This window comes from Tabrizicola sp. T46 (assembly GCF_057219895.1).
The window spans coordinates 439,783-461,750 of record NZ_JBXVVV010000001.1; the positions used below are offsets into that span (position 1 = coordinate 439,783).

Below are 21,968 nucleotides of genomic sequence, written 5' to 3' on the forward strand. Positions count from 1 at the left end.
CCCGCGATCCCCTCGCGGCGGCGCAACTGTTGGAGGTGAGCCTCTCCCAGTGCCGTTCAGTTTCAACGAAAGCGGTTTGAAAGGTCAAGCAGCGATGGCCAGAAACAGGAAAAACGTATGTTTTCGGCAGGTTGCACGATCTGATCTTCCGTTATGCAACCCGTTGCACAGGGAATGGGCAAACTTGTTACCGGCACAATAGGAAGAATCGGTCGGCCTGCAGGAAGTCCGCCCGCTTCCGCGCCGCCGTTTCGGCCGCTTCCTCGTCCTGGCCCCAGAGTTCGGCCTGCCAGGTCTCGTCGATCCGGCTGAGGTCCCAGGCCTCTTTCGCACCCAGTCGGCCGCGGATGACCGCAAGCGCAAGGACCAGCGAACCCGACAGGGCGACAAGGTCATGGAAGGCCGAAAGCTCGAAGGCGGTCAGGCCGCGCACGGCGGCATCAAGGGCCGCAAGGCTGGCCGGGGGCTGATCGATGTGCATGACGCCAGCGGTCACATGCAGCGGCGCCCGAAGCGCGGATGCGGCCCAGTCGATCATCGGGTCCCAGCCCGCGGCCTGGCGCGCGACAAGCCCGGGGGGATCAACGGCGCGGTAGCAAAGAAGGTCGGACCCGCCATAGGCGGTCAGCATTTCGGCCACGGCATCGAACTGCCGGGCCACGCTGTCGATGGCCGAATTGGCGGTACGGGTGAAGGGCATGGTCGCCGGATTCACCGAGCCGGTCTGCGCCTGCCATTCGGCGGCCACCTCGCGCGCCAGCGCCTCGGTCGGCAGGATCAGGGGCGCCTTCTGCGGGGTCCGCACCGGGCGCGCATCCAGAAGGACGGCAAAGCCCTGCCCTTCCGGCCGGACAGTCACCTCGGTCCAGAACCTCTTTGCCGACCAGCCCGTCAACGGCAGCCCCTCATCTGATCGCCTCGAAGGGGTCGGCGGGCACGTCGTCTTCCTTCCAGTCCAAAACCTTCCAGGTCCGGGCCATGTGGTCGGGCAAGGGCGCCGTGAAGGTCATCGTCTTCTTGGTGATCGGATGTTCGAAGCTCAGCGAGCGGGCATGGAGGTGCAGCTTCTTCGACAGATCGCCGCCCACGGCAGCACCCCAGCCATCGCCTGCATTCTCTTGCGCGGACCCGCCATACTTCCCGTCACCAAGGATCGGATGCCCGATCTCGGCCATATGGGCACGGAGCTGGTGGGTGCGCCCGGTGACCGGCTCCAGCGCCATCCAGGAAAGACGGGTGCCAAGGAACCAGAGGGTGAAATAGTCGGTATGGGCGCGCTTGGCGTCGGGGTGGTCCGCCAGCTTTGCCGGGTGGACGCAGAGCATCTTCTCGCCCTCGCCCCCCCTGCCCCGGCCCGGCGCCTTTTCCAGGGCGAACTTGATCGAGCCCTGCCGGGGATGCGGCACACCGGCGACGACGGCCCAGTAGATCTTGCGGGTGGCGCGGTGGCGCAGCGCCTCGGAAAGTGCTCGGGCGATCCGGTCGGTCCGGGCCAGCATCAGGAGGCCCGAGGTGTCCTTGTCCAGCCGGTGCACCAGCTTCGGGCGATCCTTGTAGCCGAACTTCAGCGCCTCGGTCAGCCCGTCGACATGCCGGTCGCCCTGCCCCGACCCGCCCTGCGACGGCAGTCCGGCGGGCTTGTTCAGGATGATGATATGCTCGTCCTTCCAGAGGACCGCCGCCTGGATCATCTTCGCATCCGCCGCCGACACGCCCGGCACCCGCGCTGCGGCCGGGGGCGGAGCATCAGGCAGGGGCGGCACGCGGATCACCATGCCTGGGGCCACGCGGTCCGACGCCTTGGCGCGGCCCTTGTCGATCCGGAGCTGTCCGGTCCGGCACATCTTTTCCACCGCCACCTGATTCAGCTGCGGAAACCGGCGGCGGAGCCACTTGTCGAGGCGCTGTTCGCCCTCATCCTCGGTCACTGTCAGAAGCTGGACGGTCATGCGAAGCCTCGGGCAAGGGCCACGCCAAGCGCGACAGCGATGAGGGAAAGAGCGACAGAACCAAGGACGTAGAGCGCGGCCTGGAGGAGCTGGCCGGCCACGATCAGCTTGATCGTATCCATCGAGAAGGCCGAAAAGGTGGTGAACCCGCCCAGAAGCCCGGTCATCAGGAAGAACTGCCAGCCGACACGGGTGCTGAGAAGGACGAAGAGGACACCGATGGCAAAGCTGCCGATCACGTTAACCGCCGCCGTGCCCCAGGGCGCACCAACAGCCGCGACCATCAGGTAGCGCAGCACGGAACCAAGTGCGCCGCCAAGCGCGATGAGGGGAAGGGTCTGGGACATGGGGGTGCTTTGCGGCGGCGGCGGCGGAAAGTCAATGTTTGCTGGCCGGGCGCCGGAATTTTCGAAAATTCCGGTCCGGAGCCTTCAAAGGCTCCGGTTCGATTTCTTCGAAGAACTCGGCGCCTAGCTCTCCTGCCGTTTCGCCCGAAGCTTGGCGAAGTAGTCCAGCCGCTTCTTCAACTCGCGCTCGAACCCGCGTTCGGGCGGCAGGTACCAGACCGGGCGCTTCATGCCTTCGGGGAAATAGTCCTGCCCGGAAAAGCCGTCCTCGGCATCGTGGTCATAGGCATAGCCCGCGCCATAGCCCTGGTCCTTCATCATCCGGGTGGGCGCGTTCAGGATATGCTTCGGCGGCATCAGGCTGCCGGTGTCGCGCGCCGCTGCCCGGGCGGCCTTGTAGGCCACGTAGACCGCGTTCGACTTGGGCGCCAGCGCGAGGTAGACCACCGCCTGGGCAAGGGCGAGTTCGCCTTCGGGCGACCCAAGCCGCTCATAGGTCTGCCAGCTTGCCAGGCACACCTCCTGCGCCTGCGGGTCGGCCAGGCCGATATCCTCCACCGCCATGCGGGTGATGCGGCGGGCAAGGAAACGGGGATCCTCGCCGCCTTCCAGCATCCGGGCGAACCAGTAGAGGGCGGCATCGGGGTCGGACCCGCGGACCGATTTGTGCAAGGACGAGATCAGGTTGTAATGCTCGTCGCCCGCCTTGTCATATTTCGCCGCCCGCCGCATGAGGCGTTGCGAAAGCTGGTCACGGGTCAGGGGGGCATCGGTCTTCCAGGCGGCGATCTGTTCGATCAGGTTGATCAGCGCCCGACCATCGCCATCCGCCATTTCCAGAAGCGCCTCGCGCGCTTCGCCTTTCAGGGGGAGGGCGCGGCCGATTTCCTGCTCGGCGCGCTGGGCCAGCCGTTCAAGGTCGGCAAGTTGAAGCCGCTCCAGCACGATGACCTGGGCGCGGGAAAGAAGCGCTGCGTTCAGCTCGAAGGACGGATTTTCGGTCGTGGCACCGACCAGAAGGATCGTCCCGTCCTCCATATAGGGCAGGAATCCGTCCTGCTGCGCCTTGTTGAAGCGGTGGATCTCGTCGACGAAGAGAAGCGTCCCCTGCCCGTTCTGGTGCCGGATCTTCGCGGTCTCGAAGACCTTGCGCAGCTCCTGCACCCCCGAAAAGATTGCCGAGATCTGGACGAAGGCCAGGTCGGAGGCATCTGCCAGAAGCCGGGCGATCGTGGTCTTGCCCACGCCGGGCGGCCCCCAGAGGATCAGCGAACTCAGCGACCCCGCGGCAAGCATCGCGCCAAGCGGTCCGTCGCGCGACAGGACCGCCTCTTGCCCGACGACATCGGCAAGGCGCTGCGGACGCAGGCGGTCGGCGAGGGGCCGCGGGCCTGGTGTCGCAGGTGTTGAAACGCTGTCGAACAGGTCTGCCATGGGCACAGTCTAAAGCCACAGCTGGCCATGCAAAAGCCCGAAGCGTCCGGCCGCCCTGACGGGCAGGTCCGCGCCACCGAAACCCGCATGATCCGGCGCTGCAGGCGGTCAATGCAGCTTCGTCGCCATGCTGATCGTCACGCAGACCGACCGCGTGCCGCCAGCGTCGAAGACCGGTCCGCAAGGGATGCAATCGAGGCCAACCCGCCGGGCAAGGCGCGGGGAATGTTCCGGAATGATCCCCAGAAGCGTCACCGCCCCCAGTTCCCGCGCCGAAATCACCATCTCGTGGATCAGCTGCATCTGCACGCGCAGCCGGTCGGCCGCCGGCACGTCGTTCGAGACGAAGACGCGGCTTGATTCCCAGACATGCGGGTCGACCGGGGCCTCGAAGTTCAGAAGATCGCGCGGGATGGTTTCCAGAAGGCCGCGCTGGGCATCGCGGATCATGTAGGTATAGATCCCGCAGCGATGCGTCGTGGGCGTCAGCCGCACCCCGGCCAGAACGTCGCCGTTGTTGTGGACACAGACCCAGCGGCTTGCCGGGGTGTCATACTGGTCGAACTCCATCCCGTTGGCTTCGGGCAGGTCCCATTTGGCGTTCTGGATGAACGTCCGATGCCGGGCGCGGAACATGTTGGCGAAAAGTTCGCCGTGGTTGTGCAGGTTGTCGTAGGACAACGTGGTGGCCAGCATTTCCTTCTCTCCTTCTTCTGGTCCAAGAACCGATTGAAGGGGAAGGCACGAATTTAGAGCAGCCGATATTCCCGCGCCTTGCGGATCGCTTCCGAGGTGGTGCGGGCCTCAAGCCGGACACGCGCCGACAGAAGCCGCGCCTTGAAGGCGCTTTCCGATATGCCGAGTTTCTCCGCCGCCTCTGCGTGCCTGTCCCCGTTGGCAAGGCATTGCAGCGCTTCGATCTGCGCTTTCGTCAGTTCGGACGGCGGCTTTGCCTCGATATGCAACTGGATGGTCAGTTCCTTCAACCGCTCGAGTTCTTCCTCGTTGAACTCACGGTCCGAACGTCCGATCCCGACAATCGAGCGCGAGGTGATCGGGCCGTAGGATGACACCGCACCGTACTTCAGGCCGTGGCTTGCGGCCTTCTTCATCACGCCGAACGGGTCAGGCAACGGGATCGAGCTCCACCTCGTGGTGCCCTCGACGCCGACGCCCCAGAAAACCAGCGGGTCACGCAGATAGTAGGAATGGCTGTTGTAATGCTCGACCCATGCGGGGGGATATGAGCTTTTGTAGACAAGCGGTGTGGCAAATCGGATGTGAAGCCCGACCGTGTAACCCATCGGAGCAAGCTGGTTGAGCCGGTCAAGCAACATGGCGATGGATTTCTTTTCGGACATTGGGGACCACTTATGCAACTCGTGCGATTCTACTGCAGATTGATCTTGTCTGCCTGAGGCATCAGCGCAAGCTGTATTGCAGCAATACGACGCGCAACGCTGCGTTTCGTCCAAATAAAAAGGCCCGCGTTATGGCGGGCCTTTCGTCAATTGCATAAGTGAAGCCTCAGGCTTCGGCCGCTTCCTCGCGGGCGCGGTCGGCGGCGCCCTTGGCGCTGGTGTCGCGATCGACGAATTCGATGATCGCCATCGGTGCCATGTCGCCATAGCGGAAGCCGGCCTTCAGCACGCGGACATAGCCGCCCTGGCGGTCCTTGTAGCGCGGGGCCAGCACGGCGAAGAGCCGCTCGACATGGGCGTCCTGCTTCAGCTGCGCCGCGGCCTGACGGCGGGCGTGAAGGTCACCGCGCTTGGCCAGCGTGATCAGCTTCTCGACGATCGGGCGCAGTTCCTTGGCCTTCGGCAGGGTGGTCTTGATCTGCTCGTGCTCGATCAGGCTGCCGGCCATGTTGGCGAAAAGCGCCTTGCGGTGCTCGTGGGTACGGTTCAGGCGGCGGTAGCCGCGGGCGTGACGCATGATGATCTCCTAAACGTCGTTTTGCTTTGTGTTGCCGCCCGTGCGTGCGGGCGGCGTCGTTGGGGCGGGATGCCCATGGTTTCCCCGGCTGTCCGGGCATTTGTCGGTTCGGCGGTCTGAAGCCCGCCCTACGTAGGTCGGGCTTCAGACCGGCGGTTAAAACTGGTCCTCGAAACGCTTGGCCAGGTCCTCGATGTTCTCCGGCGGCCAGTCCTCGACATCCATGCCAAGGTGGAGGCCCATGCCCGACAGCACTTCCTTGATCTCGTTCAGGGACTTGCGGCCGAAGTTCGGGGTGCGGAGCATCTCGGCTTCGGTCTTCTGGATCAGGTCGCCGATGTAGACGATGTTGTCGTTCTTCAGGCAGTTGGCCGAACGGACCGAAAGCTCCAGCTCGTCGACCTTCTTCAGAAGCAGTGGGTTGAACTCCAGCCCGCTGTCGATCTCGCCGGCCTTGGCCGATTCCGGTTCGTCGAAGTTGACGAAGATCGACAGCTGGTCCTGCAGGATGCGCGCGGCATAGGCCACGGCGTCATCCGGCGTCAGGGAGCCGTCGGTTTCGATCTTCATCGTCAGCTTGTCATAGTCCAGCACCTGGCCCTCGCGGGTCGGGGTGACTTCGTAGCTGACCTTCTTGACCGGCGAATAGATCGCGTCGATCGGGATCAGACCAATCGGCGCATCTTCTGGGCGGTTCTTGTCGGCGGCGACATAGCCCTTGCCGGTATTGACCGTCAGTTCCATGAACACGTCCGCGCCATCGTCCAGGTGGCAGATCACGTGATCCTTGTTCAGGACTTCGATCCCGTTCGATTCACTGATGTCGCCCGCGGTGACCACGCCCGGCCCTTTGGCCGAGATCGTCAGGCGCTTCGGCCCTTCGACTTCCATCTTCAGGCTGACGCCCTTGAGGTTCAGAACGATGTCGGTGACGTCCTCACGCACGCCGGCAACGGACGAAAACTCGTGCAGGACGTTGTCGATCTGGACGGATGTGATGGCCGCGCCCTGCAGCGAAGACATCAGGACACGGCGCAGCGCGTTGCCGAGGGTGAGGCCGAAGCCCCGCTCCAGCGGCTCGGCGATGACGGTCGCGGTGCGGGCGGCATCGGCCCCCGCCTTCACAACCATCTGCGACGGCTTGATGAGTTCCTGCCAATTCTTGTGGATCATGCTGAAGCCCCTATTCTTGTCCGCTGCCGATGTCCTAAGCCTACGGACGCCCGAGGATCGTAAACGACGAAAACCGGGCTGCGAGGGGGCATCCCCCCGCAGCCCGGCCGAAATGATTGCCTTAAACGCGGCGGCGCTTCGGCGGACGGCAGCCGTTGTGCGCAAGCGGGGTCACATCACGGATCGAGGTGATGTTGAGACCCACGGCAGCCAGCGCGCGCAGCGCCGACTCACGGCCCGAACCCGGACCCTGCACTTCGACCTCGACGGTCTTCATGCCGTGTTCCTGCGCCTTGCGGGCTGCATCCTCGGCGGCCAGCTGGGCGGCATAGGGCGTCGACTTGCGGCTCCCTTTGAAGCCCATGGTGCCCGAGGACGACCAGGAAATCGCGTTGCCCTGAACGTCAGAGATCAGGACCTTGGTGTTGTTGAAGGACGAGTTCACATGAACGACGCCAGCGGCGATGTTCTTGCGTTCCTTCTTCTTGCCGCGGACGGCCTTGGTATCGCGTGCCATATCCGGGCCCCCTTATTTCTTCTTGCCGGCAATGGCCTTTGCGGGGCCTTTGCGGGTGCGGGCGTTGGTGTGGGTGCGCTGGCCGCGGACCGGCAGGCCCTTGCGGTGACGCAGGCCACGGTAGCAGCCAAGGTCCATCAGACGCTTGATGTTCATCGTGACTTCGCGGCGGAGGTCACCTTCGACGGTCAGGTTCGCGTCGATGTATTCGCGGATCGCCAGCACTTCGCTGTCGGTCAGCTGGTTCACGCGGCGGGCGCGGTCGATCTTCAGCGCTTCGCAGATCGTCTCGGCCGTGTGCGGCCCGATCCCGGTGATATAGGTGAGCGCGATCGGAACCCGTTTCGCGGTCGGAATGTTGACGCCAGCAATACGTGCCAAACGTGTCGTCCTTTTCTGTTGCGGTTCCGTAGTGCCAGAACCTTTTTTCACAACTCCACCACGGGGCAGGCGCCCCCGGTGGTCCGAACTTCCAATGCGGAAGGCCCGTCAGGCCGATTCTGCCACGGGACGCCGTGCATTAGGGGCTTTTCGGGAAGGCGTCAAGGCCGCGAGATCAGTTTCTCAGGCCTTGTCAAGAACCGATGCGATCGCCGTGGCAACATCCTGCATTCCGGCCATCCCGTCGATCTGCACGAGGTCTCCCTTGGCCCAGTAATAGCCGATCAGGGGTGCCGTGCTTTTGTAGTATTCGCGCAGGCGAACCTCGAAGACCTCGGGCGTGTCATCCTTGCGGACCGCCTCGCCGGCAGCACGGGCCTCTTCGGCGCGCTTGACGATCCGGCCGACCAGGGCCGTGTCATCCACCACCAGCTCGATCACCGCGTCCAGCTTCATCCCCCGGCGCTCAAGGAGCGCGCCCAGGGCATCGGCCTGCTTCAGCGTGCGCGGGAAGCCGTCGAAGATGAACCCGCCCGCGGCGCCTGCTTCAAGCTTTTCCTCTATCAGCCCTATGACAATCTCGTCGGTCACCAGCTGGCCGCGTTCCATCACCTCGGCGACCTTGCGGCCCATTTCGGTGCCGCTGGTCCGCGCTGCCCGCAGCATGTCGCCGGTAGAGAGCTGCACCATGCCGCGCGTCTCTTCCAGCCGCTTGGCCTGCGTTCCCTTGCCCGCGCCGGGCGGGCCCAGAAGGATCACGTTCGCCATGCCGTCAGCGCCGCGCCGGGGCCTTGGGCGCGCCGGTTTTCTTCTTCCCGCGCAACTGCGACTTCTCGATCAGGGCTTCGTACTGGTGGGCCAGAAGATGCGACTGGACCTGCTGGATCGTGTCCATCGTCACCGAGACGACGATCAGCACCGATGTCCCGCCGAAGTAGAAGGGCACGCCCAGTTCGGTGATCAGCACCTCGGGCAGAAGGCAGACCGCCGCAAGATAGGCCGACCCCAGCACAAGCACGCGGTTGACCACGTATTCGAGATACTCCTCGGTCTTCTTGCCGGGCCGGATGCCGGGGATCGAGGCGCTCTGGTTCTTCAGGTTCTCGGCCACGTCGTCGACCTTGAAGGCGACGTTGAAGGTATAGAAGTAGGCGAAGAACACGATCATGACCGCCAGGAACAGAAGGTGGAGCGGCTGGCCATAGCCAAGGTTCGCCGACAGCCAGCTGAGGACCGGGTTGGTCCCCCCGCCCGAGAAGGTGCCGATGGTCGTGGGCAACAGAAGGATCGACGAGGCGAAGATCGCCGGGATCACGCCCGACGGGTTCACCTTGATCGGCAGGTGCGAGGCGCTGCCCTCATAGACCTTCATGCCGACCTGGCGGCGCGGATAGAGGATCGAGATCTTCCGCAGCGCGCGTTCCATGAAGACGACGAAGGCGATGACCGCGATCACCATCACGATCACGCCCAGGATCACCGGCGTCGACAGCGCACCCGACCGGCCTTGCGCGAAGAACTGCGCCAGCGCGGCAGGGATCTCGGCGACGATGCCGACGAAGATGATGAGCGAGATGCCGTTCCCGATCCCGCGGGCGGTGATCTGCTCGCCCAGCCACATCAGGAACATGGTGCCGCCGACCAGCGTGATGACGCAGGAGGCGATGAAGAAGAGGCCGGGGGAATGAGCCAGCCCGCCGGCCTGGATCGACACCGCGATGCCGTAGCCCTGCAGGATCGCCAGCGCCACGGTGCCGTAGCGGGTGTACTGGTTCAGCTTCTTCCTGCCCTGCTCGCCCTCTTTCCGTAGCTGCTGCCAGGGGGCGTACATCGTGGCCAGAAGCTGTACGATGATCGAGGCCGAGATGTAGGGCATGATCCCCAGGGCGAAGATGCCCATCCGGGACAGCGCGCCGCCGGTGAAGAGGTTCAGCATCCCGCCGACGCCCTGGCTGACCTGGGTCATCACATCGCGCAGCGCCTCACCGTCGATGCCCGGAACCGGGATATAAGTCCCGAGGCGATAGACCATGAGAAGGCCGATGGTGAAGAAGATGCGTTGGCGCAGGTCAGTGGCCTTGCCCAGCGTTCTCCAGCTGAGGTTGGCGGCCATTTGCTCGGCGGCAGATGCCATGTGTTGGTCTCTTTCAAGCCAAGCGCCGCCGGACCGTCTTCCGGTCGGCGGCGCGGAAAAACTTCCGGTGATGTAAGCGACCTTGCGGCCGCTCACAATGCCTTTCGGCGTCCTTACTCGGCCGCAGCCGCGACCGGTGCCAGAAGCGTGATCTTGCCGCCCGCCTTTTCCACCGCTTCCACGGCCGAGGCCGAGGCGCCGGTGACGGTCAGGTTGACCTTGGTCTTGATCTCGCCCTTCGCCAGCACGCGGATGCCGTCACGCTTGTTCGAGGTCAGGCCGGCCGCGACCAGCGCGTCCTCGGTGATCTCGGACTTGGCGTCCAGCTTGCCGGCGGCGATGAACTTCTCGATCAGGCCGAGGTTCACCACGGCGAATTCCAGCCGGTTGGGCTTGTTGAAGCCCCGCTTCGGCAGGCGACGGTACAGCGGCATCTGGCCGCCTTCGTAGCCACCCAGCGCCACGCCCGAACGGGAGGTCTGGCCCTTGATGCCGCGGCCGGCGGTCTTGCCCTTGCCCGAGCCCGGGCCGCGCGCAACGCGCTTTTTCTTCTTGGCTGCGCCGGCGTTGTCGGCGAGTTCATGCAGTTTCATGTCGCTTCTCCTTGCCGGATACGCCCCCGAAGCGAAAACGGGACGACCACGGCTTTTCTTGATTCTCGTGGCCAGGATCGGCCACCGGGGGGCGATACACGAGGCAATCCCGGAAAGCAAGGAAAAGGCTGACCACAGTGGTCAATCCGATACAACCCAATTATTTCCGAGTGTTACCGGATCGCATTAGGGTGGCCTTAACCTCTGCCCCCCAAGGTCGGAGCCGGGCGTCAGGACGGCTCTGGCCAGACAAAACCGGGCTGAAGGCCAGAGTAGACCGGGCGTCCGTCCTGCGGGGCAGGATAGCCCTTCGTCTCGTCCCAGAAGGCATGGTAGGTCGCCTTGGGAAATGTCGCGTCGTCGTAGCCCATGATATTCGGCACGGCCACACGGATCCGGCCCTGTTTGTCGTCCAGCAACAGGACCGCACCGCAATCGGTACAAAGGCAGATCTCGACAGGACCGTTCGGATTGTCCTTGTTGAATGGCACCCGCTTGATCTTCTCTGGATGATCGACCTGCATGTCGCCATGGTTGAAGAATACGACATGGGTCGTGTGCTGGCCGGTCACCGACTTGCAGACGTTGCAGTGGCATTCGTGGTTGTCGATGGGCTCGGCGGTGGCGGTGACGTGAACATGCTGGCAGCCACCAGCGTAATGGGTGGTCATGGATCAGTCCTCCCTGAGCTTCAGCCAGCCCGTTATCGGGCCGGTCCTGAGTCGCACGCAAAAAGTCTAGCACCGCGGTTCTGCGCTGCGCTAAGTTTTGCAGCAGGTCTTGATGGCCTTGGGGAGGCATCGATGGGCGAGTTTCACACGGGCAATCCGGTTTTCGTCACCTGGATGATCGCCACGGCACTCACGGTGCTGAAGGTGATGGGTCAGGGCTGGATGACAGTCTACCGGATGATGAAGGTCGGCGGCGGCTATGCTGCGCCCGAGGATCTTAGGCCCGGTCTGATCAACAAGGCTCCGGACCCAAGGCAACTGGAGGTCAACGACTACGTCGACCGTTCCCGCCGGATGCACCGGAACGATCTTGAAAACATCCCGGCCTTCTGGGCGGCAGGTCTGCTTCTTGTGGCGGTCGCTCCTCCCCTCTGGCTGTCACAGGTGCTCATGTACGGGTTCGTTGCGGCCCGTGCGGCCCATGCCGTTGCCTATGCCACGGCACAGTCACACGAAGTCCGGGCGACGTTCTATACCCTTGGGTCGCTGATCGTGATCGTGATGGCGGTCTATGCGCTGGTCGCTGTGATCTGACTTCCGCCGCGATCACTGCCCCGGCGGATGCGTCACCGGGTTTGTCGCGTCCTGCCACGCGGCAATCGCCGGGATCGGATGGATGACGCGGATCGTCGTCAGGATCAGGCTGTCGCGTGCCACGACGGCCGACAGGATCTCCATCCCCAGCATCAGGACAAGCCCCCAGCGGAACGGCAGCGCCAGCACAAGGAAATAGCCGGCCAGCATGAAGACATAGTCCATGACCGCGTTCAGCACCGTGTCGCCGACATAGCCCTGGTAGATCGTCTGCCCGCGAAAGCGGTCCAGCACCATGTCGGTGTGCTCGATGATCTCCCACCCAACGCCGATGACCAGCACAAGGGTCAGAAACGCCGTTTGCGGCACCCGGGGGGAAAGCGCCCGTCCGATCAGGCCGATCAGCATCCCGAGGATCGCATGGGACAGGGAGTACCAGTCGGCGATCTGCTGCGAATTCTCGGCCGACCAGATCGAGTTCACCCAAAGCCGGATCTCGCCTGACCGGCTGACCAGCGGCTGCCCCCAGGCCCAGAGCGTGACCCCGATCACGATGCCGCCAAGAAGCAGCGCTGGATAAAGAACTCGTACCATACTGCGTGCCTCCGGGGCACCTGCCTGGCGTGACGTTAACCATCAGGGTGGCAGGCGGCAATCCCCGTGCTCCGTCCGACCGCCGTCCGTCCGGCGGGCCTGACCGCGCAAGCCATCCGGCCAGAGGGTCCGGCAGTACGGTACCGCCGCCGTGGAACCTCAGGGCCAGTTGAAGGTTTTGATGTCTCAAACCCGCCGGACGATCCGGCAGCCATCATGAGGAGTGCATCATGGCGAGCAATCAAGGCCGGTCCGGACAGGGCCAGGTGAAGGACCCGAAGAACGACGGTCGTCTGAAGGAAAACCGCGACAAGTAACCGCGGTCCGCCGGGGCGGGCGGCCCTGAACCGTCACGGCAGCCCCAGACGAAAACGCCCCGCCGGCACCGGCGGGGCGTTTGAACCTTCGCGGGGCGCGAACGCCCGAGCCGGCCTTAGCCGCGCTCTTCGACGATCACGACCAGGTGGCTGATCGAGTTCACCATGCCGCGGACGGAAGGGGTATCCTCCAGCTCGCGGGTGCGGTTCAGCTTGTTCAGGCCCAGGCCCTTCAGCGTCGCGGTCTGCACGGCCGGACGGCGGGCTGCCGAACGGATCTGCTTGACGACGATGGTCTTCTTCGCCGCATCGGTTTTCTTGGCAGCCATGATCAGGCCTCCACGGTTTCGGCTTCGGGCTTGCGAAGGATCTCGGCGACCTTCTTGCCACGACGCGAGGCGACCGCACGGGGCGAGGTTTCGGCCTTGAGGCCGTCGATCGTCGCGCGGATCATGTTGTAGGGGTTCTGGCTGCCGATCGACTTGGCAACGACGTCCTGGACGCCCAGCATCTCGAAGACGGCGCGCATCGGGCCGCCCGCGATGATGCCGGTACCCGCGACGGCGGTCCGCATCACGACCTTGCCCGCACCATGACGGCCTTCCATGTCGTGGTGCAGCGTCCGGCTGTCCTTCAGCGGCACGCGGATCATGCTGCGCTTGGCCTGTTCGGTCGCCTTGCGGATCGCTTCCGGCACTTCCTTGGCCTTGCCCTTGCCAAAGCCGACGCGACCGCGCTGGTCACCGACGACGACGAGTGCTGCAAAGCCGAAGCGCTTGCCACCCTTGACGGTTTTCGAGACGCGGTTGATCGCGACCAGACGGTCGGCGAATTCCGGGGTTTCTTCCGGGCGATTGTCGCGACGGTCGTCACGACGCTCCCGGCGGTTCTCACGTTCTGCCATGCGGCAATTCCTTCGTGGTGGCGACATCGCGCCGTTGAAGCCAATCCTGGTGTCCCCGGCGGGCGGGGACCCGGATCATCGGGGCGGTGTTGCCACCGCCCGCCTGGATCAGAATTTCAGACCGCCTTCGCGGGCTGCATCGGCAAGCGCCTTGATCTTGCCGTGGAAGAGGAAGCCGCCGCGGTCGAAGTAGCACTCTTCGATCCCGGCCTTCTTCGCCCGTTCCGCAATCGCGGCGCCCACTTTCGCGGAAGCCTCGATGTTGTTCTTGCCGACCACGCCGAGTTCCTTCTCGAGCGAGGAGGCCGCCGCGACGGTCACACCCTTCACGTCGTCGATCAGCTGGACGCTGATGTTCTTCGACGAACGGTGCACCGACAGGCGCAGACGACCATGCGAGGTCGCCTTGATCTTGTTCCGGACGCGCAGGCGGCGCTTGAGGAACAGCTCTCTCTTGTTCAAAGCCATTTTCGCCACCCTTACTTCTTCTTGCCTTCCTTGCGGAAGATGTACTCATCCTTGTAGCGGATGCCCTTGCCCTTGTAGGGCTCGGGCGCGCGCCATTCGCGGATGTTCGCTGCGACCTGGCCGACCTGCTGCTGGTCGATCCCTTCCACGATGATCTCGGTCTGCTTCGGGGAGGTGATGGTCACCCCCTTCGGCACGTCGAAGTTCACTTCGTGGCTGTAGCCGAGCGACAGTTTCAGCACGTTGCCGGCCATCGCGGCGCGGTAACCGACGCCCTGGATTTCCATCTCCTTCTTGAACCCGGTAGTCACGCCGGTGACCAGGTTCTCGATCATGGAGCGGGTCATCCCCCACTGCTGGCGCGCGCGCTTCGAGAGACCCCGCGGGGTCACCTTCACGGTATCGCCTTCGATGGTTATGGTGACGTCGTCACCGGCGGTGAACTTGCGGGTGCCTTTCGGGCCCTTCACCTCGATGGTCTGGCCGCTGATCGAGGCAGAGGTGCCTTTCACCAGCGTGACGGGTTTCTTGCCGATACGGGACATTCCACCCTCCTCAGAACACGGTGCAAAGCACTTCGCCGCCGACGTTGGCAGCACGTGCATTTGCATCCGAAAGAACGCCCTTGGGGGTCGAGACGATGGCGACGCCAAGGCCGTTGCGGACCGAGGGAAGCTCGCTCACACCCATGTACACACGACGGCCGGGCTTCGAGACGCGCTTGAGTTCGCGGATCACGGGCTCGCCTTCGTAGTACTTCAGGCTGATGGTGAATTCGCCCTGCTTGTTGGCAGTGTCCGACTTCTCGAAGCCACGGATGTAGCCTTCCGACAGGAGCACTTCCAGGACACGGGCGCGCAGCGTCGAGGCGGGGGTCGTCACGGTGGACTTGCCGCGCATCTGGGCGTTGCGGATACGGGTCAGCATATCGCCGATAGGATCGTTCATGGACATCTGATCCCTCCCTTACCAGCTGGACTTGACCATGCCCGGGATCTGGCCGAACGAGGCCAGGTCACGCAGCATGATGCGGGAAAGTTTGAGCTTGCGGTAATACGCATGCGGACGGCCCGTCAGCTGGCAGCGGTTGTGGATCCGCACGGCAGACGAGTTGCGGGGCATCTCGGCCAGTTTCAGGGTCGCCTTGAAGCGCTCTTCCACCGGCTTCGACTGGTCGTTGATCACCGCCTTCAGCGCGGCGCGCTTGGAAGCGTGCTGCTTCACCAGCTTGGCGCGCTTCACTTCGCGGTTCACCATGGATTTCTTTGCCATTTTCGGTTTCCTCGCGCTTACGACGTGAAGGGCATGTTGAAATGCTTCAACAGCGCCTTGGCTTCCGCGTCGGTTTTCGCGGTGGTGCAGATGATGATGTCCATCCCCAGAACCTCGTCGACCTTGTCGAAGTTGATCTCGGGGAACACGATGTGCTCTTTCAGGCCCATGGCATAGTTGCCGCGACCATCGAAGCTGTTGCCCTTCACGCCGCGGAAGTCGCGGACGCGCGGCAGAGCCACGTTGATGAGCCGGTCGAGGAATTCGTACATCCGGTCGCCACGCAGGGTGACCTTGCAGCCCAAGGGCATTTCCTCACGGACGCGGAAGCCGGCGATCGACTTCTTGGCCTTGGTGATGACGGCCTTCTGACCGGCGATCTGGCCAAGTTCCTCGGCGGCCTGCTTCACCTTCTTGGTGTCCTTGACCGCTTCGCCGACACCCATGTTCAGGACGATCTTGTCCAGCCTGGGGATCTGCATGTCGTTCTTGTAGCCGAACTCCGACTTCATCGCCGCACGGATCGTGCCGGTGTAGACGGCCTTCAGGCGGGGTGTGTATTTCGCTGCATCAAGCATCACAGCACCTCCCCGGTGGTCTTGGCGAAACGGACCTTCTTGTCGCCTTCCATGCGGAAGCCGACGCGGGTCGGTTTGCCGTTCTTGTCCACGATGGCGAGGTTCGACAGATCGATCGGCATCGCCTTCGGCAGACGGCCGCCCTGCGAGGCCGCGGACTGCTTGGTGTGCCGGATCGCGACGTTCACGCCGTCGACGATGGCCTTGTTCTCGGACGGCATCACCGCGCTGATCGCGCCGGTCTTGCCCTTGTCCTTGCCGGTGAGCACGACGACCGTGTCACCCTTCTTGAGCTTGGCAGCCATCAGAGCACCTCCGGAGCCAGCGAGATGATCTTCATGAAGTTCTTGGCACGCAGCTCGCGCACGACCGGCCCGAAGATACGGGTGCCGACCGGTTCGCCCTGGTTGTTCAGGATGACGGCGGCGTTGCGGTCGAAGCGGATCGAGGTGCCGTCTTCACGGCGGACTTCCTTGGCGGTGCGGACGACGACGGCCTTGCGGACGTCCCCCTTCTTCACGCGGCCCTTCGGAATCGCCTCCTTGACCGACACCACGATGATGTCGCCCACGGAAGCATAACGGCGGTGCGAGCCGCCAAGAACCTTGATGCACTGCACCCGGCGCGCGCCGGAGTTGTCAGCGACATCCAGATTCGTCTGCATCTGGATCATTTGAAAGTCTCCCGACCTTCAGGGCACTGCCCTGGGGTTTCGTAGAAGACCGCAGGGACTTAAGCCGAAGCTTCGGTCACCACGGTCCAGCGTTTCGTTTTCGAGATCGGGGCGCATTCCTCGATGCGGACCACGTCGCCGACCTTGAACTTGTTCTCCGCGTCATGGGCGCGGTATTTCTTCGACTTGCGGACGGTCTTCTGCAGCAGCGGGTGCTTGAAGCGACGTTCCACGAGAACGGTGATCGTCTGCTCGTTCTTGTCCGAGGTGACGACGCCTTGCAGGATGCGTTTCGGCATTGGTTTTCCCCTTACTTCGCAGCTTCAGCGGCTTTTTGGCCGAGAACGGTCTTGATGCGGGCAACGTCGCGGCGGACGGCACGCATGCGGGCGGTGTTCTCAAGCTGGTTGGTCGCTTGCTGGAAGCGCAGGTTGAAGGCTTCCTTCTTCAGCTGAACCAGGCTGTCGCGCAGCTGGTCCGGCGTCTTCGAACGCAGTTCATCGGCTTTCATGCCGGTCTTTCCTTTTCACAATCGCCAGTCGGCCCCTACGGGAGGGTCACCGATGCCCTGGCGGATCAATGACAAACCGCCGACTCCGAGTCACCCCGGAATCGCGGATGCGCCCGTATAGGGGGGAAGGCGCCGGGGGGCAAGGGGGAAGTTGGGGGGGGTGACTAGATGAGGTTTACATCCAGCCCGGCCCGCTTCAAGCGATCAGCGATTTTCTTCATCTTAGCGAATTCGGTTCCGAAAGACACGCCGATGCCAAGGGCAGCGCAGAATTCCTTGCCTGTAACGTCCTCCAGGTTATCCGAGTACTTGATCACTTGAAGATGAAATTCGGCAACGTATCCGTTGCGTGGCGATTGATCGAGAGCGGTCTTGATGCGGTGAATGATATTGGTGTCCAGCATTTGAGCCTCCTGAGCCTGTCCAGAGGACAATATGAAAGCTTTTAGCTAAAAGCAATATGCTTTAAGCACAGAAGCGCGCCTCACCCCAACTTCTCCGCAATCCACATTTTGATCAGCGACTGCCGCGTGACGCCCAGCCGTGCGGCCTCGCGGTCAAGGTCGCGCACCATCCAGGCCGGGAAGTCCACGTTCATCCGGCGCGCCCAGCATACCGCGACAACGTAAGGTGCGCTACAGCGCACCAGCGGACGGTGCGCTGTAGCGCACCCTACGCCATCCTTGCCCGGATATGTCAGTAACTGCTACGATTTGCCAAATGGAGGGCCGCCGATGCCGAAGGTTCACCTCACCAAGCAAATGCAGGAATACGCCCAGGCGCAGATTGAATCCGGGGCTTATGCCAACCTGTCCGAGGTTGTTCGCGCGGGGATGCGAGAGTTGATGTAAGGTGATCGCGCGGCGTTCTTTGTCCTCAAAGGCGAATTGGAAGAGGCAATCGCCGCGGCTGAACGGGGTGAATATGTCGAGTTCGACCCACGAGAGTTCGAGCCTCGCGCATTCCGGTGACATCCGTAGGGTGCGCTGTAGCGAACCCTACGATGCCCTACTCACTCCCACCCATAGTTGAAGCTGACCGAGATCCGTTCCTCCTCGGACATGTTCATCGGCACCTCGTGGCGCAGCCAGCTTTCCCACAGGAGGACCTCGCCGACCGAGGGTTTCACATAGACAAACCGCTGCAGCTCCTGTGGCGCGGATTTCAGGGGGACGGGGGCCAGCATCATCATCGCCAGGCGCGGGTCCTCCAGTTTCAGCACGCTCGTCCCCTCCGGCATCGCGACATAGGTCGTGCCCGAGATCACCGAATGCGGGTGGATGTGGCTGGCATGGGTGCCGCCTTCGGGCAGGATGTTGATCCAGAGGGAATTGCACCTGAGCTTCCTGTCGCCCAGGTCGAACCCGAGGTCCTTGCAGAAGGCCGCGACATGGGCGTCGAGCGCCTTTTCCAGCGCGCCGAAGATCGGCATCCGCCAGGGCAGATCGTTCAGCGAGGCGTAAGAGGTATAGCCCGGATAGCCGTTCGCCTCGCACCACTCCTGCCCGGCCTCGTCATCCTCGGCCACCATCTCGCAGGTCTGTCGCAATTCGTCGTAATCGACCTTCTTCTTCGCAAGTTCGTTCAGCTTGGCGCGGTAGAGGCGGGTGACGAAAAGAGAGGTGATGTCGGGCACCGGCGCGATCCTTCCTTCGGATGTAAGGTCGGGTTAGCCCAGCCGGCCCCACTTGCAAAGGCCCGTGTCCGGCTGTTTCCCTATCCTTTCCAATACTGGGCATCCTTCTTCCTTATTTATGCCATCGTCGACAACGAAACCCACGCAGGGCGCAATCGGGCAGGCGGCGGATGGACTACACGGCGATTTTCATTCTGGCCTGCATCTTCATTCCGCTGGAGCGGCTGACGGCGCTTTACCCCGAGCAGGGCACGCTGCGGCGTGACTGGCTGAATGACGTGATCTACGTGCTCTTCAACGGGTTCTTCATCCGCATCGGGATAACCTTCATCGCCGGCCTGTCGATGTATCTCTACAAGGTCGTCTTCGGTGCAGCTCCCACCTCCTGGGTGTCGGACTGGCCGCTCTGGGCCCAGGTGATCGGCTGCATCGTGATTGCCGACATCGGCTACTACACGGCGCACCGGCTCAGCCATGCGGTGCCGTTCCTCTGGAAATTCCACGCCGTCCACCACAGCATCGAGGAAATGGACTGGCTTGCCGCGCATCGTGTCCATCCGTTCGACATGATCTTCACGCACTGCTTCTCGCTGCTGCCGCTCTATTTCCTCGGCTTCACGCTTGAGGCGGTGTTGATCTTCAGCCTCATCTACCAGGTGCAGGCCCTTCTCCTCCACGCCAACACCCGGATCCGGTTCGGCCCGCTGAAATGGCTGATCGCTTCACCCGAATACCATCACTGGCATCATGCCAACGAACCCGAAGCCTATGACCGGAACTTCGCCTCGCAACTGTCGGTGATCGACCTGATCGCCGGCACTCTTTTCCTGCCCAGCCGGCGCCCGGCCCGCTATGGCATCAACGAACCCATGCCGCGCTGGTATCACCAGCAGCTCCTCCATCCCTTCCGCAGGACCGGTCGCGTGGCCCGCCCCCTGCCCCCAGCTCATGAAAGGACACCCCGTGAACAGGACGCTTGAGGATCGCATTGGCCAATTCCTGATGCTGATGATCTTCGGCTACTTCATCGCCAAGAAGATCGGTTACTTCTATCTCCTGTTCGAACATGCCGACAAGTTCAGCCTCTGGTACCTCACCTTCGCCTCGCAAGTGGCAAGCTTCGTGTTCGTGGCGCTGATCGTGTGGTTCACCGCCATCCGGCTGCCGGCGCGGGACGCAGCTCATGGTCTGATGCCCCGGATCGTCGCAATCGCCGGCACCTTTGCGATGATGCTTCTGGTTCTGCTTCCGCCGGATCCGATCGGGCCGGTGATGACCGTCATTTCCTCGGTCACCATCATCGTCGGAACGCTGCTGTCGGCGTGGTGCCTCAGCCATCTTGGCCGGTCCTTCTCGATGGTCGCCTCCGCCCGCGAACTCAAGACGGCCGGCAGCTACGCCTATGTGCGCCACCCGCTCTACGCGGCCGAGGTCGTGATGATCCTCGGGGTGGTCCTGTCGCACGGGACCGTCATGGCATTCGGGGTTGGCCTCGTCTGGCTGCTGCTGCAGATCCGCCGCGCACAATACGAGGAATCCATCCTGCGCAAGACCTTCCCCGAGTACGAAGACTATGCGCGCCGCGTGCCGATGCTGATCCCCGGGCTGCGGCTTTCCTTCCTCGAAGCCAGCGTCAGCAAGCCTGCAACCGCACACCAGTAACGGCGCGGCATCCGTTCGGCGCAACCCCCGACAAGAAAGGCCCCCGTCGTTTCCGACGGGGGCCTTTTTCGCAGGGTGCGCTACTGCGCACCGAACCTTACCAGTCTTCCTTCGCGACGATCCGCGTGGTGACCGGAAGCTTCATCGCGCCAAGGCGCAGGGCCTCGCGCGCGGTTTCCTCGTTCACGCCGTCGATCTCGAACATGATCCGGCCGGGCTTGACCTTGGCCGCCCAGTAGTCGGTCGAGCCCTTGCCCGAGCCCATGCGGACTTCGACAGGCTTTGCCGACACCGGGACGTCCGGGAAAATCCGGATCCAGACCCGGCCCTGACGCTTCATGTGGCGGGTGATCGCGCGGCGGGCCGCTTCGATCTGCCGCGCGGTGACGCGCTCGGGCTCGGTCGCCTTGAGGGCGAAGGAACCGAAGTTGATCAGGAACCCACCCTTGGCTTCGCCATGGATGCGGCCCTTGTGCATCTTGCGGAATTTCGTGCGCTTTGGTTGCAGCATCTAATTCACTCCTTACGCGCGTTCGCGGTCGCGGCGCGGACCACGGGGGGCCGGGCCGTCAGCCGCTTCGGCAAGACGACGGTCATGGGCCTGGGGATCATGCTCAAGGATCTCGCCCTTGAAGATCCAGACCTTCACGCCAATGATCCCGTAGGGGGTCTCGGCTTCGCTCAGCGCATAGTCGATGTCGGCGCGCAGCGTGTGCAGCGGCACGCGGCCTTCGCGGTACCATTCGGTCCGGGCGATCTCGGCCCCGCCAAGGCGGCCCGAGACGTTGACCCGGATGCCAAGCGCGCCCATCCGCATCGCGTTCTGCACGCCACGCTTCATCGCGCGACGGAAGGAGACGCGACGCTCCATCTGCTGGGCGATCGACTCGGCCACCAGCTGGGCGTCAAGCTCTGGCTTGCGGACCTCGACGATGTTCAGGTGCAGTTCGGACTTGGTGAACACGGTCAGCTTCTTGCGAAGCGTCTCGATGTCCGCGCCCTTCTTGCCGATGATGACGCCCGGACGTGCAGTGTGGATGGTCACACGGCACTTCTTGTGCGGACGCTCGATGATGACTTTCGAGATCCCAGCGGCCTTCAGCTCTTCATGGATGAACTCGCGCATGCGGAGGTCTTCCAGAAGAAGATTGCCGTAGTCCTTCGATTCAGCGAACCAGCGGCTGTCCCAGGTGCGGTTGACCTGGAGGCGCATACCGATCGGATTGACCTTCTGACCCATTATGCGGACTCCCCGGCTTGACGGACCTTGATCGTGATTTCAGAGAACGGCTTCATGATCTTGCCGAACCGGCCACGGGCACGCGGACGACCGCGCTTCATCACCAGGTTCTTGCCGACCCAGGCTTCCGCCACGATCAGGCTGTCCACGTCGAGATTGTGGTTGTTTTCCGCATTGGCGATCGCCGACTGCAGGCACTTCTTCACGTCACCCGCGATGCGGCGCTTGGAGAAGGTGAGGTCGGCCAGCGCCTTGTCCACCTTCTTGCCCCGGATCATGCCGGCGACGAGGTTCAGCTTCTGCGGCGAGGTGCGGAGCATCCGCAGGATCGCCATCGCTTCGTTGTCCGCCACGCGGCGCGGGTTCTTTTCCGTTGCCATGG

Annotated in this window: 36 protein-coding genes; 4 read left to right on the plus strand and 32 right to left on the minus strand. The window is 63.3% G+C overall.

What is annotated here, in order from left to right; translation table 11 throughout:
• Positions 1 to 187: 187 nt before the first annotated feature.
• From AC2D9V_RS02240 to AC2D9V_RS02305, 14 genes are all read right to left on the minus strand, one after another.
• Positions 188 to 895, minus strand: a complete 708-nt coding sequence (locus AC2D9V_RS02240; protein ID WP_484712406.1) for an ATP12 family chaperone protein — start codon at positions 893 to 895, stop codon at positions 188 to 190.
• Positions 896 to 905: 10 nt separating this feature from the next.
• Positions 906 to 1,949 carry an RluA family pseudouridine synthase gene (locus AC2D9V_RS02245; protein ID WP_484712407.1) on the minus strand — a complete coding sequence of 348 codons (1,044 nt, stop codon included), beginning with the start codon at positions 1,947 to 1,949 and terminating at the stop codon, positions 906 to 908.
• Complete coding sequence (gene crcB / locus AC2D9V_RS02250; protein ID WP_484712408.1) at positions 1,946 to 2,296, minus strand: fluoride efflux transporter CrcB; 351 nt, start codon at positions 2,294 to 2,296, stop codon at positions 1,946 to 1,948. Before crcB ends, AC2D9V_RS02245 begins: the two co-directional genes overlap by 4 nt.
• Positions 2,297 to 2,419: 123 nt before the next feature.
• Positions 2,420 to 3,730 carry a replication-associated recombination protein A gene (locus AC2D9V_RS02255; protein WP_484712409.1) on the minus strand — a complete coding sequence of 437 codons (1,311 nt, stop codon included), beginning with the start codon at positions 3,728 to 3,730 and terminating at the stop codon, positions 2,420 to 2,422.
• Positions 3,731 to 3,838: 108 nt separating this feature from the next.
• A complete protein-coding gene (locus AC2D9V_RS02260) occupies positions 3,839 to 4,426 on the minus strand; it encodes an acyl-homoserine-lactone synthase (protein WP_484712410.1) in 588 nt (195 codons plus the stop codon).
• A 53-nt stretch (positions 4,427 to 4,479) separates the two neighbouring features.
• A complete protein-coding gene (locus AC2D9V_RS02265; protein ID WP_484712411.1) occupies positions 4,480 to 5,091 on the minus strand; it encodes a helix-turn-helix transcriptional regulator in 612 nt (203 codons plus the stop codon).
• Positions 5,092 to 5,257: 166 nt separating this feature from the next.
• Complete coding sequence (gene rplQ, locus AC2D9V_RS02270; protein ID WP_484712412.1) at positions 5,258 to 5,668, minus strand: 50S ribosomal protein L17; 411 nt, start codon at positions 5,666 to 5,668, stop codon at positions 5,258 to 5,260.
• A gap of 156 nt (positions 5,669 to 5,824) precedes the next feature.
• Positions 5,825 to 6,841, minus strand: coding sequence for a DNA-directed RNA polymerase subunit alpha (locus AC2D9V_RS02275; protein WP_484712413.1), 1,017 nt, complete (start codon positions 6,839 to 6,841; stop codon positions 5,825 to 5,827).
• A 121-nt stretch (positions 6,842 to 6,962) separates the two neighbouring features.
• Entirely contained in the window at positions 6,963 to 7,358 is a 396-nt protein-coding gene (rpsK, locus tag AC2D9V_RS02280; RefSeq protein WP_484712414.1) for a 30S ribosomal protein S11, read from the minus strand.
• Positions 7,359 to 7,370: 12 nt separating this feature from the next.
• Positions 7,371 to 7,739 carry a 30S ribosomal protein S13 gene (gene rpsM, locus AC2D9V_RS02285; RefSeq protein WP_149589298.1) on the minus strand — a complete coding sequence of 123 codons (369 nt, stop codon included), beginning with the start codon at positions 7,737 to 7,739 and terminating at the stop codon, positions 7,371 to 7,373.
• 183 nt (positions 7,740 to 7,922) lie between these two features.
• On the minus strand, positions 7,923 to 8,507 hold the full coding sequence (locus AC2D9V_RS02290; protein WP_484712415.1) for an adenylate kinase: 585 nt from the start codon (positions 8,505 to 8,507) through the stop codon (positions 7,923 to 7,925).
• A 4-nt stretch (positions 8,508 to 8,511) separates the two neighbouring features.
• Positions 8,512 to 9,873: a preprotein translocase subunit SecY gene (secY, locus tag AC2D9V_RS02295; protein ID WP_484712416.1), complete on the minus strand. Its 1,362-nt coding sequence runs from the start codon at positions 9,871 to 9,873 to the stop codon at positions 8,512 to 8,514.
• A 113-nt stretch (positions 9,874 to 9,986) separates the two neighbouring features.
• Positions 9,987 to 10,466, minus strand: coding sequence for a 50S ribosomal protein L15 (rplO, locus tag AC2D9V_RS02300; RefSeq protein WP_484712417.1), 480 nt, complete (start codon positions 10,464 to 10,466; stop codon positions 9,987 to 9,989).
• Positions 10,467 to 10,696: 230 nt separating this feature from the next.
• Complete coding sequence (locus AC2D9V_RS02305; RefSeq protein WP_484712418.1) at positions 10,697 to 11,137, minus strand: GFA family protein; 441 nt, start codon at positions 11,135 to 11,137, stop codon at positions 10,697 to 10,699.
• Between the two features lie 132 nt (positions 11,138 to 11,269).
• On the opposite strand from AC2D9V_RS02305, the gene AC2D9V_RS02310 reads away from it, so the two are divergent.
• The gene (locus tag AC2D9V_RS02310) at positions 11,270 to 11,731 is read left to right on the plus strand and encodes an MAPEG family protein (RefSeq protein WP_484712419.1); all 462 of its coding nucleotides are present in this window, start codon (positions 11,270 to 11,272) and stop codon (positions 11,729 to 11,731) included.
• Between the two features lie 12 nt (positions 11,732 to 11,743).
• Here AC2D9V_RS02310 and AC2D9V_RS02315 read toward each other — a convergent pair whose 3' ends face one another.
• The 14 genes from AC2D9V_RS02315 to brnA form a co-directional block, all read right to left on the minus strand.
• Positions 11,744 to 12,325 (minus strand): DUF2585 family protein, encoded by a 582-nt coding sequence (locus AC2D9V_RS02315; RefSeq protein WP_484712420.1) that lies wholly within the window; start codon positions 12,323 to 12,325, stop codon positions 11,744 to 11,746.
• Between the two features lie 433 nt (positions 12,326 to 12,758).
• The gene (gene rpmD, locus AC2D9V_RS02320) at positions 12,759 to 12,971 is read right to left on the minus strand and encodes a 50S ribosomal protein L30 (RefSeq protein WP_484712421.1); all 213 of its coding nucleotides are present in this window, start codon (positions 12,969 to 12,971) and stop codon (positions 12,759 to 12,761) included.
• Positions 12,972 to 12,973: 2 nt separating this feature from the next.
• Positions 12,974 to 13,546, minus strand: coding sequence for a 30S ribosomal protein S5 (rpsE, locus tag AC2D9V_RS02325; protein ID WP_484712422.1), 573 nt, complete (start codon positions 13,544 to 13,546; stop codon positions 12,974 to 12,976).
• A gap of 108 nt (positions 13,547 to 13,654) precedes the next feature.
• Complete coding sequence (gene rplR / locus AC2D9V_RS02330; RefSeq protein WP_484712423.1) at positions 13,655 to 14,014, minus strand: 50S ribosomal protein L18; 360 nt, start codon at positions 14,012 to 14,014, stop codon at positions 13,655 to 13,657.
• 11 nt (positions 14,015 to 14,025) lie between these two features.
• Positions 14,026 to 14,559, minus strand: coding sequence for a 50S ribosomal protein L6 (gene rplF / locus AC2D9V_RS02335; protein ID WP_484712424.1), 534 nt, complete (start codon positions 14,557 to 14,559; stop codon positions 14,026 to 14,028).
• Positions 14,560 to 14,569: 10 nt separating this feature from the next.
• Positions 14,570 to 14,968 carry a 30S ribosomal protein S8 gene (gene rpsH, locus AC2D9V_RS02340; protein WP_484712425.1) on the minus strand — a complete coding sequence of 133 codons (399 nt, stop codon included), beginning with the start codon at positions 14,966 to 14,968 and terminating at the stop codon, positions 14,570 to 14,572.
• 12 nt (positions 14,969 to 14,980) lie between these two features.
• Positions 14,981 to 15,286, minus strand: a complete 306-nt coding sequence (rpsN, locus tag AC2D9V_RS02345; RefSeq protein WP_484712426.1) for a 30S ribosomal protein S14 — start codon at positions 15,284 to 15,286, stop codon at positions 14,981 to 14,983.
• Between the two features lie 17 nt (positions 15,287 to 15,303).
• Complete coding sequence (rplE, locus tag AC2D9V_RS02350; RefSeq protein WP_484712427.1) at positions 15,304 to 15,864, minus strand: 50S ribosomal protein L5; 561 nt, start codon at positions 15,862 to 15,864, stop codon at positions 15,304 to 15,306.
• Entirely contained in the window at positions 15,864 to 16,169 is a 306-nt protein-coding gene (rplX, locus tag AC2D9V_RS02355) for a 50S ribosomal protein L24 (RefSeq protein ID WP_484712428.1), read from the minus strand. Before rplX ends, rplE begins: the two co-directional genes overlap by 1 nt.
• Entirely contained in the window at positions 16,169 to 16,537 is a 369-nt protein-coding gene (gene rplN, locus AC2D9V_RS02360) for a 50S ribosomal protein L14 (RefSeq protein WP_023666245.1), read from the minus strand. The genes rplX and rplN overlap by 1 nt, the downstream gene beginning before the upstream one ends.
• 59 nt (positions 16,538 to 16,596) lie before the next feature.
• Positions 16,597 to 16,836 (minus strand): 30S ribosomal protein S17, encoded by a 240-nt coding sequence (gene rpsQ / locus AC2D9V_RS02365; RefSeq protein WP_374437201.1) that lies wholly within the window; start codon positions 16,834 to 16,836, stop codon positions 16,597 to 16,599.
• Positions 16,837 to 16,847: 11 nt separating this feature from the next.
• Complete coding sequence (gene rpmC / locus AC2D9V_RS02370; protein ID WP_484394971.1) at positions 16,848 to 17,048, minus strand: 50S ribosomal protein L29; 201 nt, start codon at positions 17,046 to 17,048, stop codon at positions 16,848 to 16,850.
• A 164-nt stretch (positions 17,049 to 17,212) separates the two neighbouring features.
• Positions 17,213 to 17,452 (minus strand): HTH-like domain-containing protein, encoded by a 240-nt coding sequence (locus AC2D9V_RS02375; RefSeq protein WP_484712429.1) that lies wholly within the window; start codon positions 17,450 to 17,452, stop codon positions 17,213 to 17,215.
• Positions 17,453 to 17,532: 80 nt separating this feature from the next.
• Complete coding sequence (brnA, locus tag AC2D9V_RS02380) at positions 17,533 to 17,646, minus strand: type II toxin-antitoxin system BrnA family antitoxin (RefSeq protein WP_484712430.1); 114 nt, start codon at positions 17,644 to 17,646, stop codon at positions 17,533 to 17,535.
• Positions 17,647 to 17,782: 136 nt separating this feature from the next.
• Between brnA and AC2D9V_RS02385 the strand changes: the two genes are divergently transcribed.
• Positions 17,783 to 17,899 carry a type II toxin-antitoxin system ParD family antitoxin gene (locus AC2D9V_RS02385; RefSeq protein WP_484712431.1) on the plus strand — a complete coding sequence of 39 codons (117 nt, stop codon included), beginning with the start codon at positions 17,783 to 17,785 and terminating at the stop codon, positions 17,897 to 17,899.
• A gap of 161 nt (positions 17,900 to 18,060) precedes the next feature.
• Here AC2D9V_RS02385 and AC2D9V_RS02390 read toward each other — a convergent pair whose 3' ends face one another.
• Positions 18,061 to 18,684: a TIGR02466 family protein gene (locus AC2D9V_RS02390; RefSeq protein ID WP_484712432.1), complete on the minus strand. Its 624-nt coding sequence runs from the start codon at positions 18,682 to 18,684 to the stop codon at positions 18,061 to 18,063.
• 170 nt (positions 18,685 to 18,854) lie between these two features.
• On the opposite strand from AC2D9V_RS02390, the gene AC2D9V_RS02395 reads away from it, so the two are divergent.
• Both AC2D9V_RS02395 and AC2D9V_RS02400 read left to right on the plus strand, forming a co-directional pair.
• Positions 18,855 to 19,664: a sterol desaturase family protein gene (locus AC2D9V_RS02395; RefSeq protein WP_484712433.1), complete on the plus strand. Its 810-nt coding sequence runs from the start codon at positions 18,855 to 18,857 to the stop codon at positions 19,662 to 19,664.
• Positions 19,648 to 20,346, plus strand: coding sequence for a methyltransferase family protein (locus AC2D9V_RS02400; RefSeq protein ID WP_484712434.1), 699 nt, complete (start codon positions 19,648 to 19,650; stop codon positions 20,344 to 20,346). Before AC2D9V_RS02395 ends, AC2D9V_RS02400 begins: the two co-directional genes overlap by 17 nt.
• 97 nt (positions 20,347 to 20,443) lie before the next feature.
• Here the strand turns inward: AC2D9V_RS02400 and rplP are convergent, their stop codons facing one another.
• The 3 genes from rplP to rplV are packed head-to-tail and all read right to left on the minus strand — an operon-like array spanning position 20,444 to position 21,966.
• Positions 20,444 to 20,857, minus strand: a complete 414-nt coding sequence (rplP, locus tag AC2D9V_RS02405) for a 50S ribosomal protein L16 (RefSeq protein ID WP_484712435.1) — start codon at positions 20,855 to 20,857, stop codon at positions 20,444 to 20,446.
• A 12-nt stretch (positions 20,858 to 20,869) separates the two neighbouring features.
• Positions 20,870 to 21,586: a 30S ribosomal protein S3 gene (gene rpsC / locus AC2D9V_RS02410; protein ID WP_484712436.1), complete on the minus strand. Its 717-nt coding sequence runs from the start codon at positions 21,584 to 21,586 to the stop codon at positions 20,870 to 20,872.
• Positions 21,586 to 21,966 (minus strand): 50S ribosomal protein L22, encoded by a 381-nt coding sequence (gene rplV, locus AC2D9V_RS02415; protein ID WP_484712437.1) that lies wholly within the window; start codon positions 21,964 to 21,966, stop codon positions 21,586 to 21,588. The genes rpsC and rplV overlap by 1 nt, the downstream gene beginning before the upstream one ends.
• Between the last annotated feature and the right edge of the window lie 2 nt (positions 21,967 to 21,968).

Excerpts from the sequence above, each read along its gene's own strand:
- rplP (WP_484712435.1), bottom strand. The coding sequence starts at position 20,857 with ATGCTGCAACCAAAGCGCACGAAATTCCGCAAGATGCACAAGGGCCGC.
- AC2D9V_RS02395 (WP_484712433.1), top strand. The coding sequence starts at position 18,855 with ATGGACTACACGGCGATTTTCATTCTGGCCTGCATCTTCATTCCGCTG.
- rplV (WP_484712437.1), bottom strand. The coding sequence starts at position 21,966 with ATGGCAACGGAAAAGAACCCGCGCCGCGTGGCGGACAACGAAGCGATG.
- AC2D9V_RS02245 (WP_484712407.1), bottom strand. The coding sequence starts at position 1,949 with ATGACCGTCCAGCTTCTGACAGTGACCGAGGATGAGGGCGAACAGCGC.
- rplE (WP_484712427.1), bottom strand. The coding sequence starts at position 15,864 with ATGCTTGATGCAGCGAAATACACACCCCGCCTGAAGGCCGTCTACACC.
- rpsN (WP_484712426.1), bottom strand. The coding sequence starts at position 15,286 with ATGGCAAAGAAATCCATGGTGAACCGCGAAGTGAAGCGCGCCAAGCTG.
- rpsC (WP_484712436.1), bottom strand. The coding sequence starts at position 21,586 with ATGGGTCAGAAGGTCAATCCGATCGGTATGCGCCTCCAGGTCAACCGC.
- rplO (WP_484712417.1), bottom strand. The coding sequence starts at position 10,466 with ATGAAACTGCATGAACTCGCCGACAACGCCGGCGCAGCCAAGAAGAAA.
- rpmC (WP_484394971.1), bottom strand. The coding sequence starts at position 17,048 with ATGAAAGCCGATGAACTGCGTTCGAAGACGCCGGACCAGCTGCGCGAC.
- crcB (WP_484712408.1), bottom strand. The coding sequence starts at position 2,296 with ATGTCCCAGACCCTTCCCCTCATCGCGCTTGGCGGCGCACTTGGTTCC.
- rpmD (WP_484712421.1), bottom strand. The coding sequence starts at position 12,971 with ATGGCTGCCAAGAAAACCGATGCGGCGAAGAAGACCATCGTCGTCAAG.
- AC2D9V_RS02265 (WP_484712411.1), bottom strand. The coding sequence starts at position 5,091 with ATGTCCGAAAAGAAATCCATCGCCATGTTGCTTGACCGGCTCAACCAG.
- AC2D9V_RS02305 (WP_484712418.1), bottom strand. The coding sequence starts at position 11,137 with ATGACCACCCATTACGCTGGTGGCTGCCAGCATGTTCACGTCACCGCC.
- rplQ (WP_484712412.1), bottom strand. The coding sequence starts at position 5,668 with ATGCGTCACGCCCGCGGCTACCGCCGCCTGAACCGTACCCACGAGCAC.
- rpsH (WP_484712425.1), bottom strand. The coding sequence starts at position 14,968 with ATGTCCATGAACGATCCTATCGGCGATATGCTGACCCGTATCCGCAAC.
- rplF (WP_484712424.1), bottom strand. The coding sequence starts at position 14,559 with ATGTCCCGTATCGGCAAGAAACCCGTCACGCTGGTGAAAGGCACCTCT.
- AC2D9V_RS02255 (WP_484712409.1), bottom strand. The coding sequence starts at position 3,730 with ATGGCAGACCTGTTCGACAGCGTTTCAACACCTGCGACACCAGGCCCG.
- rpsK (WP_484712414.1), bottom strand. The coding sequence starts at position 7,358 with ATGGCACGCGATACCAAGGCCGTCCGCGGCAAGAAGAAGGAACGCAAG.
- AC2D9V_RS02375 (WP_484712429.1), bottom strand. The coding sequence starts at position 17,452 with ATGCTGGACACCAATATCATTCACCGCATCAAGACCGCTCTCGATCAA.
- rplN (WP_023666245.1), bottom strand. The coding sequence starts at position 16,537 with ATGATCCAGATGCAGACGAATCTGGATGTCGCTGACAACTCCGGCGCG.
- rpsQ (WP_374437201.1), bottom strand. The coding sequence starts at position 16,836 with ATGCCGAAACGCATCCTGCAAGGCGTCGTCACCTCGGACAAGAACGAG.
- rplX (WP_484712428.1), bottom strand. The coding sequence starts at position 16,169 with ATGGCTGCCAAGCTCAAGAAGGGTGACACGGTCGTCGTGCTCACCGGC.
- AC2D9V_RS02315 (WP_484712420.1), bottom strand. The coding sequence starts at position 12,325 with ATGGTACGAGTTCTTTATCCAGCGCTGCTTCTTGGCGGCATCGTGATC.
- AC2D9V_RS02275 (WP_484712413.1), bottom strand. The coding sequence starts at position 6,841 with ATGATCCACAAGAATTGGCAGGAACTCATCAAGCCGTCGCAGATGGTT.
- AC2D9V_RS02290 (WP_484712415.1), bottom strand. The coding sequence starts at position 8,507 with ATGGCGAACGTGATCCTTCTGGGCCCGCCCGGCGCGGGCAAGGGAACG.
- brnA (WP_484712430.1), bottom strand. The coding sequence starts at position 17,646 with ATGAACGTGGACTTCCCGGCCTGGATGGTGCGCGACCTTGACCGCGAG.
- secY (WP_484712416.1), bottom strand. The coding sequence starts at position 9,873 with ATGGCATCTGCCGCCGAGCAAATGGCCGCCAACCTCAGCTGGAGAACG.
- AC2D9V_RS02260 (WP_484712410.1), bottom strand. The coding sequence starts at position 4,426 with ATGCTGGCCACCACGTTGTCCTACGACAACCTGCACAACCACGGCGAA.
- AC2D9V_RS02385 (WP_484712431.1), top strand. The coding sequence starts at position 17,783 with ATGCCGAAGGTTCACCTCACCAAGCAAATGCAGGAATACGCCCAGGCG.
- AC2D9V_RS02310 (WP_484712419.1), top strand. The coding sequence starts at position 11,270 with ATGGGCGAGTTTCACACGGGCAATCCGGTTTTCGTCACCTGGATGATC.
- rplR (WP_484712423.1), bottom strand. The coding sequence starts at position 14,014 with ATGGCTTTGAACAAGAGAGAGCTGTTCCTCAAGCGCCGCCTGCGCGTC.
- rpsE (WP_484712422.1), bottom strand. The coding sequence starts at position 13,546 with ATGGCAGAACGTGAGAACCGCCGGGAGCGTCGTGACGACCGTCGCGAC.